Origin of the sequence: Caballeronia ptereochthonis (assembly GCF_001545075.1) — a bacterium.
GTDB classification, from domain to species: domain Bacteria; phylum Pseudomonadota; class Gammaproteobacteria; order Burkholderiales; family Burkholderiaceae; genus Caballeronia; species Caballeronia ptereochthonis.
Window position 1 is genome coordinate 85,815 of sequence record NZ_FCOB02000001.1, and the last position, 17,171, is coordinate 102,985.

Annotated in this window: 18 protein-coding genes; 15 read left to right on the forward strand and 3 right to left on the reverse strand. The window is 62.0% G+C overall.

Annotated features, from left to right (window positions below; translation table 11 throughout):
• Positions 1-46: 46 nt before the first annotated feature.
• The 4 genes from AWB83_RS00420 to AWB83_RS00435 all read left to right on the forward strand — a co-directional run bounded on the left by AWB83_RS00420 (position 47) and on the right by AWB83_RS00435 (position 4,582).
• On the forward strand, positions 47-697 hold the full coding sequence (locus AWB83_RS00420) for a hypothetical protein (protein WP_087042285.1): 651 nt from the start codon (positions 47-49) through the stop codon (positions 695-697).
• A 25-nt stretch (positions 698-722) separates the two neighbouring features.
• Entirely contained in the window at positions 723-1,832 is a 1,110-nt protein-coding gene (locus tag AWB83_RS00425) for a DUF6094 domain-containing protein (protein WP_087042286.1), read from the forward strand.
• Positions 1,833-1,928: 96 nt separating this feature from the next.
• Positions 1,929-2,222 (forward strand): hypothetical protein, encoded by a 294-nt coding sequence (locus tag AWB83_RS00430; protein WP_087042287.1) that lies wholly within the window; start codon positions 1,929-1,931, stop codon positions 2,220-2,222.
• 95 nt (positions 2,223-2,317) lie between these two features.
• Positions 2,318-4,582, forward strand: coding sequence for a helicase-related protein (locus AWB83_RS00435; protein WP_167389046.1), 2,265 nt, complete (start codon positions 2,318-2,320; stop codon positions 4,580-4,582).
• A 47-nt stretch (positions 4,583-4,629) separates the two neighbouring features.
• On the opposite strand, the gene AWB83_RS00440 is transcribed toward AWB83_RS00435, so the two are convergent.
• Positions 4,630-5,577, reverse strand: coding sequence for a hypothetical protein (locus AWB83_RS00440; RefSeq protein ID WP_087042289.1), 948 nt, complete (start codon positions 5,575-5,577; stop codon positions 4,630-4,632).
• Positions 5,578-5,665: 88 nt separating this feature from the next.
• Positions 5,666-6,454, reverse strand: a complete 789-nt coding sequence (locus tag AWB83_RS00445; protein WP_143749996.1) for a hypothetical protein — start codon at positions 6,452-6,454, stop codon at positions 5,666-5,668.
• Between the two features lie 194 nt (positions 6,455-6,648).
• Between AWB83_RS00445 and csrA the strand changes: the two genes are divergently transcribed.
• The 9 genes from csrA to AWB83_RS35920 all read left to right on the forward strand — a co-directional run bounded on the left by csrA (position 6,649) and on the right by AWB83_RS35920 (position 13,761).
• Positions 6,649-6,918 (forward strand): carbon storage regulator CsrA, encoded by a 270-nt coding sequence (gene csrA / locus AWB83_RS00450; protein WP_445343890.1) that lies wholly within the window; start codon positions 6,649-6,651, stop codon positions 6,916-6,918.
• Positions 6,919-7,052: 134 nt separating this feature from the next.
• Positions 7,053-7,661 carry a PFGI-1 class ICE element type IV pilus protein PilL2 gene (gene pilL2, locus AWB83_RS00455; protein WP_087042291.1) on the forward strand — a complete coding sequence of 203 codons (609 nt, stop codon included), beginning with the start codon at positions 7,053-7,055 and terminating at the stop codon, positions 7,659-7,661.
• On the forward strand, positions 7,658-8,290 hold the full coding sequence (locus AWB83_RS00460; RefSeq protein ID WP_087042292.1) for a hypothetical protein: 633 nt from the start codon (positions 7,658-7,660) through the stop codon (positions 8,288-8,290). Before pilL2 ends, AWB83_RS00460 begins: the two co-directional genes overlap by 4 nt.
• Positions 8,291-8,299: 9 nt before the next feature.
• Positions 8,300-9,028, forward strand: a complete 729-nt coding sequence (locus tag AWB83_RS00465) for a TIGR03759 family integrating conjugative element protein (RefSeq protein WP_087042293.1) — start codon at positions 8,300-8,302, stop codon at positions 9,026-9,028.
• Positions 9,028-9,582, forward strand: coding sequence for a lysozyme family protein (locus tag AWB83_RS00470; protein WP_096059340.1), 555 nt, complete (start codon positions 9,028-9,030; stop codon positions 9,580-9,582). The genes AWB83_RS00465 and AWB83_RS00470 overlap by 1 nt, the downstream gene beginning before the upstream one ends.
• Positions 9,583-9,596: 14 nt before the next feature.
• Positions 9,597-10,130: an integrating conjugative element protein gene (locus tag AWB83_RS00475; RefSeq protein WP_445343891.1), complete on the forward strand. Its 534-nt coding sequence runs from the start codon at positions 9,597-9,599 to the stop codon at positions 10,128-10,130.
• 1 nt (position 10,131) lies between these two features.
• Positions 10,132-12,291, forward strand: a complete 2,160-nt coding sequence (gene traD / locus AWB83_RS00480; protein ID WP_087042295.1) for a type IV conjugative transfer system coupling protein TraD — start codon at positions 10,132-10,134, stop codon at positions 12,289-12,291.
• Positions 12,292-12,309: 18 nt separating this feature from the next.
• Complete coding sequence (locus tag AWB83_RS00485) at positions 12,310-13,056, forward strand: TIGR03747 family integrating conjugative element membrane protein (RefSeq protein WP_087042296.1); 747 nt, start codon at positions 12,310-12,312, stop codon at positions 13,054-13,056.
• An 84-nt stretch (positions 13,057-13,140) separates the two neighbouring features.
• Complete coding sequence (locus AWB83_RS35920; RefSeq protein ID WP_143749997.1) at positions 13,141-13,761, forward strand: hypothetical protein; 621 nt, start codon at positions 13,141-13,143, stop codon at positions 13,759-13,761.
• A gap of 129 nt (positions 13,762-13,890) precedes the next feature.
• Here AWB83_RS35920 and AWB83_RS00490 read toward each other — a convergent pair whose 3' ends face one another.
• Positions 13,891-16,383 (reverse strand): AAA family ATPase, encoded by a 2,493-nt coding sequence (locus tag AWB83_RS00490; RefSeq protein ID WP_087042297.1) that lies wholly within the window; start codon positions 16,381-16,383, stop codon positions 13,891-13,893.
• Positions 16,384-16,660: 277 nt separating this feature from the next.
• Between AWB83_RS00490 and AWB83_RS00495 the strand changes: the two genes are divergently transcribed.
• Complete coding sequence (locus AWB83_RS00495) at positions 16,661-16,924, forward strand: integrative conjugative element protein, RAQPRD family (RefSeq protein ID WP_244197512.1); 264 nt, start codon at positions 16,661-16,663, stop codon at positions 16,922-16,924.
• Complete coding sequence (locus tag AWB83_RS00500) at positions 16,921-17,160, forward strand: TIGR03758 family integrating conjugative element protein (RefSeq protein WP_087042299.1); 240 nt, start codon at positions 16,921-16,923, stop codon at positions 17,158-17,160. The genes AWB83_RS00495 and AWB83_RS00500 overlap by 4 nt, the downstream gene beginning before the upstream one ends.
• The last annotated feature ends 11 nt before the right edge of the window (positions 17,161-17,171 follow it).

Consider the following 17,171-nt stretch of genomic DNA (forward strand, 5'->3'; position numbering starts at 1 on the left):
CGCTCCCCTCGGCGACGTTGCCCCATTTTTTCTCAAGGACATCACCATGCCAAACGCTTCTCCCTCTCTCATGCTCCATCGCATCGACGAGTGTCCGGATCTCATGGCCGACGCTTACGTCGGTGACGATCACGGCGAACTCGTCTTTCTGTCCCTCTGGGCGCGCGACACCGCCATCCAGGCATTTCTCGCCCGTCTCACGCTCGGTTCCTGCGAACAGGGACTCGACCAGTTCCACATCGTCACCGACCAGGGCGCCTCCCTCCCCGTCATCGTCGGCGACGCCGAACGGCTGGACAAGCGCAGCACACGCGCCTTCCGCCGCACGCTATTCGGCTCGCTCGTCAACCTGTGGCTGTTCGACAAACGCTGCGTGAAGCCGGACAAGGCCAACGCGACCGCGCTCGCGCTGCTGCCACAGTCCGGCGACGCGTGCACCGAACGACTCTGGTCGCTGGTGCGCGACACCTGCCCGTTACCGCTGCTCGATCACTGGCAACACACCGTGCTCGACCTGCTGACCCACGGCGAGATGCTGACACGTCTGCCGCTCGCCCTCGGGCCACTCGTTGGCCACCGGCTTGCGATCAACGTGCCCACGTTGACCGCGGCGCTCGGCGACCGCATTCGCGACGGACGCCTCGCCGTCTCGTTCTCTGAACCGGCCAGCACGGCACCCCTGGTCTGTGCGGCCTGATGGCTTTCTCTTCAGGAGTTCTCCCATGGCTCTCATGTTTCCGCGCCTCGCGCGCAATTTCATCAAGAACGGCTACTTTCCCACCGACGAAGATACGCTCGAACGTGTGCTCGCCGCACTCGCTCTCGTCACGGAGCCGACGTGCATCCTCGATCCGTGCGCCGGCGAAGGCGTGGCGATTGCCGAAGTGGCGCATGCGCTCGGACGTGATCACGTTCGCGCCTATGCGGTCGAATACGACGCCGAACGTGCCGCGCACGCACGGCCACTGGTCGATCGCTGCCTGCACGGCGACCTGATGGATACGATCATCAGCCGCCAGGCGTTCGGTCTGCTCTGGCTCAACCCTCCCTATGGCGATTTGAGCCGCGACGTCAACGGCAACCTTGGCTATCAAGGTCAAGGCCGCGCACGACTGGAAAAGCTGTTCTATCAGCGCACGCTGTCGCTGCTGCAGTACGACGGCGTACTCGTGTTCATCGTGCCGGGCTACATCCTCGACGCCGAACTGGTGGGCTGGTTGACGCGTCACTTCGCGGACGTTCGTGTTTTCCGCGCGGTGGAGACGCAGTTCAAGCAGGTGGTGATCCTCGGTCGTCGCGTGCGACAGCGCGACCAGGCCATCGATAACGCCAAGGCGATACGCAGCCACTTGCTGGCGATCGGTCATGGCGACGTCAAGGCGGAAGAACTGCCGGTGGATTGGCCGTTCCAGCCTTACGCCCCGCCGTCATCGCCCGCCGAGCCGGAGCATTTCTATCGGGTCACCCTCGATCCCACGCAATTCGCGGACGAAGTGCAGCGCCTGCAAGGGCTGTGGCCGTCCGTGGACACGTATCTGGGCGCGGCTCAACAAACGCTACGCCCACCGGCACGCGCGTTGTCGCAATGGCATCTCGCACTGGCCCTCGCGGCCGGCGCGATCTCCGGCGTGGTGACCTCCAAGACCGGCAAGGTGCTGGTCGTCAAAGGCGACACGCACAAGGAGAAAACGCTGCAGACCGAGTACACCGAGCGCGAAGACGGCTCCGTAGCCGAAACGCGCATCTTGACCGACCGGTTCGTGCCGGTCATTCGCGCTTGGGACATGACATCAGGTTCGCCGACCCACGGCGAGGTTCTCACCATTCGCTGATCGTCCGCGACAGTCGGCACATCGTTCTCATTCACCCACCGGGGCCACCGTACCCCGTGCGGGCGTAGTGGCCTCTTTCATCCTCCGGAGGTCACCATGACACTCGAACGCACGTCACCACCACGTTTCGTCCCCGGTCGTCTGATCATCACGGCCGGTGTCGATACCCTGATACACGAAGGCCAACTCAATCCGCTTCCCTATCTGCGCCGTCATGTCCGCGCCGACTGGGGCGATCTGTGCGAATCCGATCGACGGCGCAATGACGCCGCCCTGGTATCTGGTGAACGTCTGCTCTCGTCGTATCAGGTCGCGCCCGACCTGACGCTGTGGATCATCACTGAAGCGGATCGCAGCGTCACCACGCTGCTGCTGCCGTCCGAATACTGATCCACGTTCGTCTCCCTGCTTTTTCTCCCACCCGGGGCATGCCATCGCCCCATGGGGACGGTGCATGCCCTTTTCTTTTCAAAGGAGCCTGCACCATGTCTCTCGATACGTTGTCCGACACGCCCGAACAAGGCGATCTGCTCGAAGCCGCCGCCGCGCCGCTCACCCTCTCCTTGCAGGATTTCGTCGCCGAGTTTGGGGACGAACTGCTGGATTCCCTCAACCACGCCAATCCGCCGGTCTATGCCGGCCAGCCCCGCGCTCATCGTCAACTCATCCTCGCCGGTCTCAAGCGCCGGTTATTCCCCGCCCAGGCCGATGTCGTTCACGCCGTCACGGAACTCCTGATCGAACGCAACGAGCGTGCCGCCGTCGTCAATGGCGAGATGGGGTGTGGCAAGACGACCGTCGGCATCGCCACCGCGGCGGTGCTGCATGCCAAAGGCTATCGCCGCACGCTCGTGCTCTCGCCGCCGCATCTGGTCTACAAATGGCGTCGCGAAATCATGGACACCGTCGCGGGTGCCAAGGTCTGGGTGCTCAACGGCCCGGACACGCTCGTCAAGCTGATGAAGCTGCGTGACGCGTTGCACGTGCCGGCACAGGGCCAGGAGTTTTTCGTCCTGGGCCGCGTGCGCATGCGCATGGGCTTTCACTGGAAGCCCGCGTTCGTACGGCGTCGCACGGTGCACGGTGGCGTCGGTGCTTGTCCGCATTGCGGCGAAGTCGTCACCGATCTCGACGGCGAGCCGATCAATCCGATCGAACTCGACGCCGAAGACGTGCGTCGCACGTGTTCGCACTGCGCCTCGCCGCTGTGGACCCTGATGCGTCCGCGCACCTTGTCCGCCAATGATCAGTCGAGCGCCGTGCTCAAGGCGCTCAAACGCATCCCGACCATTGGCGAGGTCACCGCGCAGAAGCTGATGAAGACCTTCGGCGATGCATTCCTCGCTTCCATGCTCGGCGACAACCTGTTCGAGTTCATCAACCTGATGGACGAAAACGGCGAGCTGGTGTTTTCCGATCGTCAGGCCCAGCGCATGGAACGCGCGATGGCGAACATGGAGTTCGGGTTCGGTGAAGGTGGCTATCAACCTTCCGAGTACATCAAGCGCTATTTGCCGCAAGGCACGTTCGACCTGCTGATCGCGGACGAAGCGCATGAGTACAAGAACGCGGGTTCCGCGCAAGGCCAGGCCATGGGCGTGCTGGCTGCGAAGGCGCGCAAGACGCTACTGCTCACCGGCACGTTGATGGGCGGCTACGCGGACGATTTGTTCCACCTGCTGTTTCGCTCCTTGCCTGGACGCATGCTCGAAGACGGTTACCGGCCCAACGCCCAAGGCAGTCTGACATCCGCCGCCATGGCGTTCATGCGCGATCACGGCGTGTTGAAGGACATCTACTCCGAGAGCACCGGCTCGTCCCACAAGACAGCCAAGGGCTCGAAGATCACGGTGCGTACGGTCAAAGCACCGGGGTTTGGTCCCAAGGGCGTGCTGCGTTGCGTGCTGCCGTTCACGGTGTTCCTGAAACTCAAGGACATCGGCGGCAACGTCCTACCACCGTACGACGAGGAGTTTCGCGATATCGCGATGACGGCTGATCAGGCAGCAGCGTATCGGCAGTTGTCGGGCACGTTGACGATGCATCTGAAGCAGGCGCTCGCCAAACGTGACACGACCTTGCTCGGCGTGGTCCTCAACGTGCTGCTTGCCTGGCCAGACACGTGTTTCAGGTCCGAAACGGTCAAGCATCCGCGCACGCAAGCGCTGCTCGCGTTCACACCCGCACAATTCGGCGCTCTGGAGGTCATGCCGAAGGAGCGGGAGTTGATCGAAGTCTGTCGGCAGGAGAAAGCCGCGGGTCGCAAAACCCTCGTCTACAGCGTCTACACCGGAACACGCGACACCACGTCCCGACTGAAGACGTTGCTTGAGCAGGAAGGCTTCAAGGTGGCGGTGCTGCGCGCAAGCGTGGAAGCCTCCCGCCGCGAAGACTGGATCGCCGAGCAGCTCGATCGCGGGCTCGACGTGCTGATTACCAATCCCGATCTCGTGAAGACCGGACTCGATCTGCTGGAGTTTCCGACGATCGTGTTCATGCAGTCCGGTTACAACGTGTATACGCTGCAGCAGGCCGCGCGTCGTTCCTGGCGTATCGGGCAGAAACAGTCCGTTAAGGTGGTCTACCTCGGCTATGCCGAGACGTCACAGATGCACTGCCTTGCTCTTATGGCGAAGAAGATTGCCGTCTCACAAAGCACCTCAGGCGACGTACCCGACTCCGGTCTGGATGTGTTGAACCAGGATGGCGATTCCGTCGAGGTAGCACTGGCCCGCCAGTTGGTACAGTAAGGCACTCCAATCCGTATTGGGCCCCGCCGCCATGGCGGGGCCGTTTTTTATTCAGTGTATGCGGACGACGAGCCGTCCATCGCCGTCGATCGCGCTTCGGCCGTTGCGGCGCCTTGCTCGCGCATTTTTTTCAACCAGTGCTCGACACCGGGATCGTCGATGGGAAACATCCGCGTCGCCGCACCGATGGTGGCGAGGTCCGTCTGGCGATCATCGAGCTTTTTGGCCGTTGTCAGCGTGTCGCAAAAGCCATTCATCGTCTTGTCCCACTCTCGGCGTCGGAAGGCGATGTACTCCTTGCCCGCCCGGTTGCTTTCCACCGCTTCGGGCAGCAGGTCCATCATGCGTGTCCGGCATGCGGCGACGGCTTCATCAAAGGCGGCTTGCAGCGCCGTGTCCTTGCCAACCTGCGGCTTGAGAGGGCTCAAGGTTTCGATCACTTTATCCACGAACACGTCGCGACGCATCATCGGTACAAAGCGATACACCACGTGCAAGGTCAACCAGCGCTGGCCGCGCTCGTCGACACTGGGCGGCAGGTATTCGCGCTCGTGCATCGCCTGCAACTGGCGCCCTTTGAGCCAGAACATCAACGGTCGGACCGAAACGGCCCGCTGATCCGGTGGCATAAAAAGCACACAGACAAGGAATGCCTGCTCATCAGTCACCAGAAGATCGTATTCGTGCTGCTTGAGCGAGAACGACATCTCCAGCTCCCGGCGCTCCAGACCATCGACGAGGCGGATGTCCTCTGCACGAGCCCGCCGCGACTTGACCTGCAGCGCGTAGGGGAATGGTGCATGACCATCACGCGATGGCGCGGACACAGATCGATCGCGGGTCGCTTTCCACTGATTGGACACCAGCAGATCGAAGCCAAAATCGCCCGGCAGCTTGAATGCCTCCAGCCCTGCACCGAACAACGCAGACGCCACGAGGAATTCGGCTTCGAAGCCCAGATACAGACGGTTAAAGAATTTGGGATCCTGTGTCATCGTACATACATAGCAAGATAGCGTGATCCGATGTTAATCGGACGGTCGAACGTATCGCATACGACGAAAGGGTTGTCACTTCGTCGCCCTACCATGGCCACAGCATGCGAAGCAGTCCGCGCTTATAGCGCCAGCTGACTTCCTTGGCGAACAGCGCGATCAATTGGGCATCCGTGTCCTGCTCGACCTTCAAGATCGCCTGCTCGGTCTGGGCAAGTTGAGTATAGAGTTCGGCGGCCGGATCTCCCATCGCATGCAGTTTGACCTTCATGGCCGCTTTTGCCTCAGCAGTGTCAACGTCCGACGTCAACGACTGGCGCAACGTGTCCATCATCGACCCGGGCTTGAACTTGGCGGCGACCTCGTCCAGGAGAGCGGCACGCTTCGCGTAGGGCGCGCGCACGGCGGCATCGCGTTGCCGTGCGATGTCGAGAAACTGATCGTACGTGGCGGTGGCGAGGGCTACTTCTTCGTATTTGCGATACAGCGTGCGGGTGCACACATCCAGCTTGGTCGTGAGCTCGCCCACTTGGGCCGTGATCTTGTTGTTCGACTCGATGATCGATCGCGGCAAGACGTCATAGTCGCGTGTCAACGTCGCCGGGTCAGCCGAAGCCATATGATCGAATTCACTGAGCATAAGCGTGTACGTGCCAGCCTGCGTACCGTACGCGAGCATGAGCTGCTGCTCGGTCGCGCGACAGTCGGCCTGCGCCTCACGCATGGGCCGATAAAAATCGAGCACCAGGTCCTTCCGGGCTGACATATCGTCCTTGTACGTTTCGAGCAACGCGGCGAAAAGGTACACGCCGAAGAAGAGGGGCACGACGGCGAGAGTGAGTTCGCGCATCAGCGAAAGGGATTTGCGGTGAGTCATCGTAGAAGTCATCGAGGGATGGGCTACGACGCAAGACGGAAGAAGCTGAAACGCTCCGTCCATACGCCAACACGTATAACGGCTCGTCCCCGCAAATCTGAAGGTTTCCGTCGATACGACATCGCCGGCGTAGGCCTTGATGGGGACTGGGCGTTTCTATACCTTGTTCCTACCAACGCCCCAAGGAAGGTCACATGAAGCCACCGTCTGGAATGCCCTATGGCATGCTGGTTTTGACCCGTCATCCGCAGGAAACGCTGCACATTGGCGACGAGATCACCGTCACCGTACTGGGCGTCCATGGTAGTCAGGTCCGCCTTGGCATCCAGGCCCCCTCACACATCGGCGTCCATCGCGAAGAAATCTACCGCCGCATTCAGGCCGAAAAGCGCGTCGCCGCGGACACCTCATCGCCCGATCCTCTGATCATCGTTCGCCGCGCACACGCTCGGCATCGCGAATAGCCGCAAGGCATCCAACAGCCGGCACATCGACGCGATGTGCCCGCACAATCGGGCGTTCGGTCAATCCGCTTTGACGCGTGCGCCCAACCGCATAAACAGCGACGGTGACGGCATATCCATGCCGAGGTCATCGTATGCCTTCGCTTTCGTTTCGCCGTGTGCCTCGCGGCGCGCTCCATGCGACCGCCTTCGTCATCGCAACCACGTGCATAACGGCGTGTGCCACGTCCGCTCCACCGACCACGCTTCCGCCGTCGACATCGATCGCGACATCTGAGCCCGCACCATCCCTGGCGATCCCCGTCGTCCGCGACGGTCGCTATACGCTCATCGAGCTGGTGCCGGATGACGGTCAACGCGATCTGATGCAACAGGTGATCGACCTCACTATCCCGGCTACCGACCGCGCCACCGTCGGCGACGCCCTCCACTATGTGCTGCGGCGTTCGGGCTATCGACTCTGTGACGAGCGCGCCGACACCACCGCCGTGCTGTATGCCCTACCTCTGCCGGCCGCGCACGAACACCTGGGGCCCATTGCGTTGCACGAAGCGCTTCAGCTTCTCGCCGGACCACGCTGGACCTTGCAAGTGAACGATGAGACGCGTGAGGTGTGCTTTGTTCCACGGCACGAGAACGGCCCTGCCTCCGCGGCTTCGTCTCCAGCCAGTTCCCCGTTCGACGATCCGGCGTCACCGAGGGAACCCGATCCGATCAACGATCCCGCAGGAGAACCGAAATGATCGTGTCGCCGAACGGGAAGCGCTTTGTTCGCATCGTGGTGGCCGTCGGCACCGTGGTCATCGTCACGCTCGTGATCGTGGATCATCTTCGACTGACCCATCTCACCCACACCTCGCCAAGCTATGCCTCGCACACCGACGTGCGTACGCTTCAGCGACGACTCGACGGATTCGATGCCGTATTCGCGCGCCTGCAGCGAGCGCCAGCCGCGGTGACGCAGGCAACGTTCGATGTCACCCGCCAAACCGTCGACACACGACTGGCCAAATTGGAACAACTTGCCAGCGCGATGGCGACCACCGATACCGTGAACGCGCTCGATGCGCGCGTGCATCAGCTCGAAACACGCGTGGCTGCGTCGGCTCAAGTGGCGAGCAAGGCGGCGACCTCTCAGCACCATCGCGCTCAAGCCCCCATCCCGCTCGTGCCACCCTTCGCCATCCTCGGCGAAGAACAGCGCGGCGGACAGACGTTTCTGGTTATCGCGCCATCGCACTGGCAAGCGCTGGACGACGTGCGGTTGCTGCAGCCCGGCAATCGCGAAGGCGACTGGCAACTCGATGCCCTGGATGGCGACACTGCCACCTTTCGCATCGACGGCCAGATGCAGCATCTGCCGATTCGATGAGGCAGAGTCATGACGCATATCGTTTCTCTACGCTTCGCCAGTATCACCCTGTGTCTGATGAGCCTCGTCAGCATCCCGGGCATGGCGATCGCGCAAGCCCGCACCGCCGTGAGCGCCCCCGCGACGAGTGTCGAGCGGCCTTCGCCCATCGCGGAATCGGAGGAGGCTCGCGCTCACGCGTGGGGCCTCGATGCCACCGAATGGAGCCGCTACCAGCAGGTGATGCAGGGACCGCTTGGCATCTATTCGCCGAATCTCGACCCGCTCACGGCGCTGGGCATCGATGCCCGTTCGGACGCTGAGCGACAGCATTACGCCGAGCTGCAGGTCCGTGCCGAAGCGCAGCGGGTGCAGAAGGAACTCATCTACCAGCAAGCCTACGATGCGGCTTGGAAACGGCTCTATCCCGATCTGACGCCGGTACGTTCGCTGACGTCGCCGTCTCGTGGCGCATCCCTCGCGCATACGGAACGACTCGCCGTGTTCATCAAGGATGACTGTCCGCCCTGCGATGCGCGCGTGCGCCAGATGCAGGCGAGCGGTGCGCCGTTCGACATCTACATGGTCGGCAGTCGTGGCGACGACACGCGCATTCGCGCGTGGGCACAGCGCGTCGGCATCGATCCGGTCAAAGTCCGCGCGCGCACCATCACCTTGAATCACGATGGCGGGCGCTGGCTGATGCTCGGCGGTCAGGGCGCCTTGCCGGCCGTGCTCCCGGGCATGGGGTCGCCATGATGGCCGCACTGACCTGTCAGGTACGGCGTCGCGCGTGGCTGAGCGTGCTCGGATGGCTCAGCATGCCCAGCGCAGCGATGACGTTGCCGCCGCCCGCCTACCAGCTCGCGGCACACGACGCCGGGGTACCGTCGGTCGTCCTGTTCGCCGTCGCGCTGCAGGAAAGCGGTACGCGTCTACAAGGGCGCCTCATCCCCTGGCCGTGGACCTTGAACGTCGCGGGCGCCGCACGGCGTTACCGTACGCGCGCTGCGGCCTGTCGGGCGCTACGCGCGGCCTTGCCGATCGTGGGGGCCACGGATGTCGACGTCGGCCTCGCGCAAGTCAACCTCGGCTATCAACGCCAACGCTTCGCCGATCCGTGCGAGGCCCTCGATCCGTATCGCAATCTCGACGCCGCCGCAGCGATTCTGCGCGAACAGCACGTCACGGGCGAAGACTGGCTGGTCGCCGTGGGGCGGTACCACCGTCCGGCGGGTGGTGCGATGGCGGCACGTTATCGGCGGCAAGTCGCTGCGCGTTTGGCACACGTCCTCGATACCGCTCGTCCCTGAGGAGGCGTTCACCCATGACATCGCCCATGACATCGTCTCGTTGCTACGTGTGCATCGCGCTGCTGGGACTGGTCCGCGTGGCCTCTGCGCAGACCCTGATCGTCGTCGGTAACGACGGCGGCGCGTCGGCCCTGCCGTATTACCGCGCCCTCAACCTGTTGCCCGATACGCCGGTCGCCGCGAATCCCGCTGTACGTGCAGCGCCCCACGCACCGTATCGCGAAGCCGATCTGTTGCCGGTACGTTCGGCACGCCTGACGCCGGGCCGGGTGACGCCGCGCACGCTCCAGGCACCCGGCCTGTCATCGTTCTTTCTGATTGGCGACGACCAGCCTTCACGCGCCTGGCTGCACGCACGTGCCGACACGCTGCGCGCGTTAGGCGCCGTAGGTCTCGTCGTAAACGTCGGCTCGGCCGATGCACTCGCCGCGCTGCGGCGCGATGCACCCGGCCTCACGCTCGTCCCGGCCTCCGGCGACGACATCGCCGTGCGCCTGAGCCTCTCGCACTACCCCGTGCTTGTCACGGCCACGGGCATCGAACAATGACATGGCGCAGGAACACGCCGTCGAAGTGCTGTTGCGTCCGGCGGTGGAGCTTTACACCGTCGCCGTCTGCGCGCTCGGCGCGACGCTGTGTCTGGCCGCGCCCTGGTCGCTCGCGCTGACGCCACGCTTCGGTCTCGTCTCGGCGTTCGCCTTCGGCGCGTTGGGAGTCCGTCGCTGGCGACAGGCGCGCGTGATCCTGCGCTACCGCCGCCATATCCGCCGCCTGCCCCGTTACGTGATGGCGAACCGCCATGTGCCGGTGAGCCAACAGTGGCTCTTTATCGGCAAAGGGTTTCGGTGGGAGCCGCATCACACGCACCGCCTGGCGCAGGCGTATCGACCGGAGTTTCGCAAGTACGTTGAACCCACACCGGCCTGGCGGCTCGCGCGCCGACTCGAAGCGAAACGCGAATTTGTGCCGTTTCCGCTCTCGGCGTTCGCCCGTGCGACAGCTTGGGATCACCCGCTCAACCCCGTCCGCCCGCTGCCGCCCGTCGGTGGCCTCCCGCGCCTCCACGGCATCGAACCGGTCGAAATCGACGTGACGCTGCCACTGGGCGAGCGCGTGGGTCATTCGCTGGTGCTCGGCACTACCCGCGTCGGCAAGACGCGTCTGGCCGAACTCTTCATCACACAGGATATCCGGCGTATCCGTAACGGGCAGCACGAGGTCGTGATCGTGTTCGATCCGAAGGGCGACGCGGATCTGTTGAAGCGCATGTACGTCGAGGCGAAACGCGCCGGCCGCGACGGCGAGTTCTACGTCTTCCATCTTGGCTGGCCGGACATCTCGGCGCGTTACAATGCGATCGGGCGGTTCGGGCGCATCTCGGAAGTCGCGACGCGCGTCGCCGGGCAGCTCTCCGGTGAGGGCAATTCAGCAGCGTTCCGGGAATTCGCCTGGCGGTTCGTCAACATCATCGCGCGGGCACTGGTGGAGTTGGGACAGCGTCCCGATTACCTCCTGATCCAGCGGCACGTCATCAACATCGATGCGCTGTTCATCGAATACGCGCAGCATTTCTTCGCGAAGGCCGAACCCAAGGCGTGGGACGTGATCGTCCAGCTCGAGGCGCGGCTCAACGAGAAAACCATCCCGCGGCACATGGTCGGCCGCGAAAAGCGCGTGGTGGCGATCGAGCAGTATCTGTCGCAGGCCCACGTGTACGACCCGGTGCTGGATGGCTTGCGCTCCGCCGTGCGCTACGACCGCACCTACTTCGACAAGATCGTCGCGAGCCTGCTTCCGCTCCTGGAAAAGCTCACCACCGGCAAGATCGCACAGCTACTCGCCCCGGACTATCGCGATCTTGCCGATCCCCGACCGATCTTCGACTGGATGCAGGTGATACGAAAACGCGCGATCGTGTACGTGGGTCTGGATGCGCTGTCCGATGCAGAAGTTGCCGCCGCGGTCGGCAACTCGATGTTCTCGGACCTCGTGTCGGTCGCTGGGCACATCTACAAGTTCGGAGTCGATGATGGCCTGCCGGGCGCGACGGCTGGCGCCACGATTCCGATCAACGTGCACGCGGACGAATTCAACGAACTCATGGGCGACGAATTCATTCCGATGATCAACAAGGGCGGCGGCGCCGGTGTGCAGGTCACGGCCTACACGCAGACGCTCTCGGACATCGAGGCGCGCATCGGCAATCGCGCCAAGGCCGGCCAGGTGATCGGCAACTTTAACAACCTCTTCATGCTGCGCGTGCGCGAAACGGCCACGGCCGAACTCCTCACCCGCCAGTTGCCGAAGGTGGATGTCTATACGGCCTCCGTCGTGAGCGGCGCCACCGACAGCTCCGACCCGAAGGGGAAAACCGCCTTCACGTCCAACACCGTCGATCGCGTCAGCGCTACCAGCGTGCCGATGATCGAACCCGCCCATGTGGTCACGTTGCCAAAGGGGCAATGCTTTGCGCTGCTGGAAGGCGGCAACCTCTGGAAGGTTCGCATGCCATTGCCCGCACCCGATCCGGACGAAGCGATGCCGGAGAACCTGCAAGCCATGGCGCGCGCGATGCGGCAGCACTACATGGACGCGGGCGACTGGTGGGAAAGCACCGGCATCGAGCACCTGCAACGGCCCACGCTGCCGGCTGATCTGGTGGACGATTTCCGGCAGATGACCGCGAACGACGTCGACGCGGCCGCGTGACGTTTCCGATCTTCAAGCATGACCGATCCCGCCACCACCGCGCAACGTCAACAGACGCAGCAGCAAGGGCTGATCGGGCAGATCGTCACGCTGCCGTTTCGGTTTCTGGGCGTGCTGATCGGTTCGCTCTTTCTCGCGGTGCTGATCGAATGGGTGGGCATGGCGATCCTGTGGCGCGGTCAAGGCTGGCATCATGCGCAGGCCGTGTTGCATCACGAGACGAATCAACTCGCTGCGGATTTGTTCGACAGCCTGCTAGTGCACGAACCCGCGCATACGGCGCAGGTGTGGCTCGATGCGGCCTATCGGCTGGTCTTCGTCAAAACCGGCCTCCTCGCCTGGATACGCGATGCCGATGCACAGACTCATGCCAACAGCATGCGCGGCACCGATCTGCGCCATTACCTTGGCGTCGTCGCCGTGCACCTCGAAGACTATCTGCTCGCCGCGCTCTACACCGGCCTGACATTCGTTGTGCGGTTGCTGGTGCTGATCATGGTGATGCCACTCTTCATCGTCGCCGCGTTCACCGGCTTCGTAGATGGTCTGGTGCGGCGAGATATCCGGCGCTTCGGTGCCGGCCGTGAATCGGGGTTCCTGCACCATCGGGCGAAGGCAACCATGATGCCGCTGGCGGTGTTTCCGTGGATCGCTTACCTCGCCCTGCCCATCAGCGTGAATCCGTTACTCGTTCTCCTGCCCTGCGCCATTCTGCTTGGGCTATCGGTCGACGTAACGGTCGGAAGCTTCAAGAAGCATCTTTGAGATAATGTGAAGGCGCCTTGCTTGTCTTCCTGACGATGCCACGACCGCTACCAACACTTATCTATTATTGAGTCGCGTATGCCCATGGACGATTCCAATGCATTGCCATTCTTTCAAAGACCGGACTTATCACCCTTTCTTGTACATCTGACCAAGAACACCAGGAAAGAAGATCACTACAGCGCGTTCGACAACCTCGTCAGCATACTGATGACCGGAGAAATATTTGGAAGCGGAAAGAAAGGATTCGTCAAAGGCCCGTCGAAGGCGTCTTGTTTCATGGATATCCCATTGGGAAGCCTCAAATACGTACTAAACGAGAGAAACAGCAATCCCGAACATCCACGCTATGAACCCTTTGGGGTAGTTATATCAAAAGAATACGCATTCGAGCGAGGCTGCCGACCGGTTCTGTATCTCTCCAACAAGGAGCTGCGAGATCTCGCAGTGCCAGCGCAGGAGCTTTGGCGTGTGGTCCGCCTCGAGAACGTGGATGGCACCGGCGTCAACTGGTTGCACGAAAGAGAATGGCGCGCCAAAGGCGCTTTTCGACTTCCGGCAAAACTCCGGGCTGTTCTGGTTAAGGACGTAAAAACCGCAGCACGCCTTCAGAAGCGCATCAGCGAGGAACCGGAGAGCTTCAAATCAATCCCAGGATCTATCATTCCCTTGTCGGTATTGTGCCAAGGACTACCGTACCTATAATTGGTCTTCGTGCATCCCGTACGCGTGGCATCGCCCTGTCTCTGAGCTCGACCAGCTCCGTGCTTCTTCACCATCTTCCCCTTGAACCCGTCAACGGACTCCGCTGATGCCGTGTATTAGAGGTGCGCCTCACAGCTCTCCGCGCTGCACGGGTACGCGTTCGCTTCGGGCTTGTTCGGATACGCGAAAGATGTCTTTGCTTTCCGATGTCTTCACAAGCGCTCCCTGTCGTGCCGCCACGTCGAACGCCAACGCGACAACGGACCACCACTGTTTGGATGTCGGCGATGCAGGACTGGCCTCCGCGTACGGGAAGAAACGGTCTGCAAAGACCTTGCGATTCACTTCATCGCACCCCGAAAGTACGACGTATGCCCATAGGATCGTGCTCGCCGCGTTGTATCCCAGTGTTCCCGAATCAACGAGAAGTCGGCCCGAATATCCCCCACATTTCGCTGCGGCGAGATGCGCCATACCCATCGCCACCATTGAGATAGGTAGCGACCGCGCGCTTTCCACTTTGAGTCGCTTCGTGACGATGTCAACGATCTGTCGATCGTACGTTTCGAGCTGATCGACCAGTGACGCGGGGACTTCGCGAGCATTGCATGCAGCGCACAACAAGCACCCCAAATGACCAGCGTGATAGGTTTCCATCTCGCATTGCTCGCATTCGGCGACGGAGAGCGAACTACTCACGCCCGTGCTCCGGTCCAACGACCGATGTCCGTCACGAACGTAGGGTACCTGTTCGGTGCGGTTCAGAACGATGACAGGCCACTCGTACTGGAGCAGTTGATCCTCCCAAAAGAAACCCGCTGGCTCGCCGTCGCGAATTCCTACCAACCAGGCGCGCAAGTCTGGATGCCAGTAGACATTGGCTGTACTGACAGTCAGCCTGGTTGCGCCGTCGACAACACCCAGTCGGTACGCTTCGATCATCGCGTTCGAAATGGTTCTCACCGTTTCGGCATGCCGCGTCGCCACGCTGAGTACCTGACGCGACCGCGCCCTGTCGGGCCGGTCCAGCGCATCGCGAAGTACCCGATATTCATAGATGGCAACGCAGTATGACGTGGTCCGCGAGTAGGCTGAAAACACCGGCAGATCACTATCCAGCCCGCCATCGACAACAAAGACCACCGCGCGCGATTCCATGCCACGAAACGCCGCAACATTTGAACTCTCGATGCCCGCAAATCGATCCATCGACAGCACCTCATACACCGCGCGCGGGCATCCATACGCGTCAAGCACCACGATATCTTCCGGTGCCAAGCCGCGCGTGAGCAGCGTATCGAGCTGACGTTCCAGTTCTTCACGAAGATCCTTCGCGACGATCTCTTCCAGCGACGTCAGATCGCGGGACCGCGGGCAAACCAGTTGAAACGGCGGTGGCATCAGTTGCCGCAGCACTGCGTGGATCTGATAGGGGTTGCGCAGGCAGTACGTGAGCTGGAAAGCCGGCGGCGCCTGATACATCTGGCAGAGCTGGTTACTCGAAACGCCCTTTTCAAAACCAAAGCGCTGCGCATCGTCGCAGAACGCATACACCGGCTTGCCATCGAATGCGTCCGCCAACGCCTGATGCCACGACTCGTCTAGCGCCTGGGCTTCGTCGACGATGAGCACGTCCCACCGCGCAAAAAATCCTCCGAGCACCGCCTGGCGAAGGGTCGCTTCCTCGTTTTGATCCTCTGGCGTTCCAGCCAGGACACCCGGCATCTCTTTCAGCAGCCCATGAAAATGAAAGACGTCGCACGATTCGATCTCTTCGAGCAGCATGCGAAGACGAGCCGCAATCCGCTTGTTGAACGTGAGAAACAGACACCGTTGACCGCGCTGCGCTGCGCGCTTAGCCGTTTCCCCGGCAAGCAGGGTCTTCCCTGTTCCTGGCCACCCGAGCACGACCTGTCGCGTGGAGCTACCGATGTGATCCAGGCAGTCGATCTGCTGGTCAGTCAATTTCAGCCAGCGTTCGTCGCGGCCATAGATGCGAGCCCGCCATATCGATTCGCCATCGTCCTTGGGACTCACCAGCGCCACGATCTGATCGAGCATCGCCTGCCCGAGCGGCCCTTTGTCGAGGCGAATACGCCAATCCATCATGATCTGGCGAATCCGTTCACCGATCCGCTCCAGATCATCCATGAGAAGCACGATGTCGTCGCTGCTTCCCGCGTGCCCCCCTCGAAGCGCGGGCGGGAGCGTTGTCCGATCCAGCGATGCATCCGGCAGCGCGATCGCGTAGCCGATCCGACCTGCCATGCCAAGCGATGGATCAAACCATCGGGCTAAGCCATGGGCATTGTCCCGCGCCTGTTTGATCACCGGCACCCGTCGCCCTGACGCGACGTGAACGTAGTGATGGTCTTGGATGCGATGGCCGCCTCCCTTGACCTCGATGGCGAGCACCCCGTAATCCGGGTGGAGAACCAAAAAATCAATTTCCCCGGTCGGCTTCCCCGCCGACGACCGTCGACTCGCAACATCCGTCAACCAGGGAACGCTGTGGATGACCACAAACTCATCGGAAAGCTTTTCCTTGAAGATCGGGTAGAGATTGATCTCCGCATTGCTCTCTGTCACCGACGGTCCATCCGATGGAATCATTCTTGCCATGATGCTTTCTTTAAATCGTTCTGGGGTTCATGGAATAAGACAAGTTGATGATACACGGCTCTCTCGCAAAATCCCCTTGGTGTACTAGGAGCATCCACGTGTAAAGCGGTAGATGGCCATAGCGGATTGTCGACTGACGCCATGGGCCGAAAGCACCAACCTGCGGTCATCCTCGACTCCCAGGACGACAGGGATGGCATCCCTAACGACATCCACGACAACGCGACGGCTGGCTTCGGCATGGGTCGTCGCCACATGTGTCAGTGGCAGCGTGTCTGTGTACGCGGCCGATAGCGCGTCCGAATCCACGCACCTCGCCGCCATCGAACGTCAGCTCGACACCATCGACCGGCTCGCGACGCAAAGCGAACAGCTCCCCGATAGCGACCGCACGCACGAGCACTTCGATTACGCCCGCCTGCACGCCGACATCGCGCGCGTGCGCGAAGGCATCCAGGACTACCTGCGCCCGTGTCGTCCGATACCGCGCGATCCCGCCGCACTGGTCGGCCACTACCGCGTGCGGACGGAGTCGCCATGAACCTCTCCGGCGATCAACTGACCGCGTTTCAGAGCAACGGTGGTTTCTCGCCCACCGACTGCTCGGTGCTGCTCGTCAGCATCGTCTTCGTGGTGATGCTGATCTGGGGTGTGTGGGCTCTGCGCACCGCCTATGCCGGCTGGGCCGCGCGTCGACTCTCCAACGCGCAATTCCTCGGCGTCGCCGCACGTTTCGCTGCGATGTACGTCGTGCTGACCTTTCTCCTGCTTTCCTGACCACGGACGTT

What these genes read in the sequence shown, in the direction of transcription:
- AWB83_RS00435 (WP_167389046.1), top strand. Translation starts at nt 2,318, where the DNA reads ATGTCTCTCGATACGTTGTCCGACACGCCCGAACAAGGCGATCTGCTC.
- AWB83_RS35920 (WP_143749997.1), top strand. Translation starts at nt 13,141, where the DNA reads ATGGACGATTCCAATGCATTGCCATTCTTTCAAAGACCGGACTTATCA.
- AWB83_RS00490 (WP_087042297.1), bottom strand. Translation starts at nt 16,383, where the DNA reads ATGGCAAGAATGATTCCATCGGATGGACCGTCGGTGACAGAGAGCAAT.
- AWB83_RS00420 (WP_087042285.1), top strand. Translation starts at nt 47, where the DNA reads ATGCCAAACGCTTCTCCCTCTCTCATGCTCCATCGCATCGACGAGTGT.
- AWB83_RS00430 (WP_087042287.1), top strand. Translation starts at nt 1,929, where the DNA reads ATGACACTCGAACGCACGTCACCACCACGTTTCGTCCCCGGTCGTCTG.
- pilL2 (WP_087042291.1), top strand. Translation starts at nt 7,053, where the DNA reads ATGCCTTCGCTTTCGTTTCGCCGTGTGCCTCGCGGCGCGCTCCATGCG.
- AWB83_RS00475 (WP_445343891.1), top strand. Translation starts at nt 9,597, where the DNA reads ATGACATCGCCCATGACATCGTCTCGTTGCTACGTGTGCATCGCGCTG.
- AWB83_RS00485 (WP_087042296.1), top strand. Translation starts at nt 12,310, where the DNA reads ATGACCGATCCCGCCACCACCGCGCAACGTCAACAGACGCAGCAGCAA.
- traD (WP_087042295.1), top strand. Translation starts at nt 10,132, where the DNA reads ATGGCGCAGGAACACGCCGTCGAAGTGCTGTTGCGTCCGGCGGTGGAG.
- AWB83_RS00425 (WP_087042286.1), top strand. Translation starts at nt 723, where the DNA reads ATGGCTCTCATGTTTCCGCGCCTCGCGCGCAATTTCATCAAGAACGGC.
- AWB83_RS00460 (WP_087042292.1), top strand. Translation starts at nt 7,658, where the DNA reads ATGATCGTGTCGCCGAACGGGAAGCGCTTTGTTCGCATCGTGGTGGCC.
- csrA (WP_445343890.1), top strand. Translation starts at nt 6,649, where the DNA reads ATGAAGCCACCGTCTGGAATGCCCTATGGCATGCTGGTTTTGACCCGT.
- AWB83_RS00465 (WP_087042293.1), top strand. Translation starts at nt 8,300, where the DNA reads ATGACGCATATCGTTTCTCTACGCTTCGCCAGTATCACCCTGTGTCTG.
- AWB83_RS00445 (WP_143749996.1), bottom strand. Translation starts at nt 6,454, where the DNA reads ATGACTCACCGCAAATCCCTTTCGCTGATGCGCGAACTCACTCTCGCC.
- AWB83_RS00500 (WP_087042299.1), top strand. Translation starts at nt 16,921, where the DNA reads ATGAACCTCTCCGGCGATCAACTGACCGCGTTTCAGAGCAACGGTGGT.
- AWB83_RS00440 (WP_087042289.1), bottom strand. Translation starts at nt 5,577, where the DNA reads ATGACACAGGATCCCAAATTCTTTAACCGTCTGTATCTGGGCTTCGAA.
- AWB83_RS00470 (WP_096059340.1), top strand. Translation starts at nt 9,028, where the DNA reads ATGGCCGCACTGACCTGTCAGGTACGGCGTCGCGCGTGGCTGAGCGTG.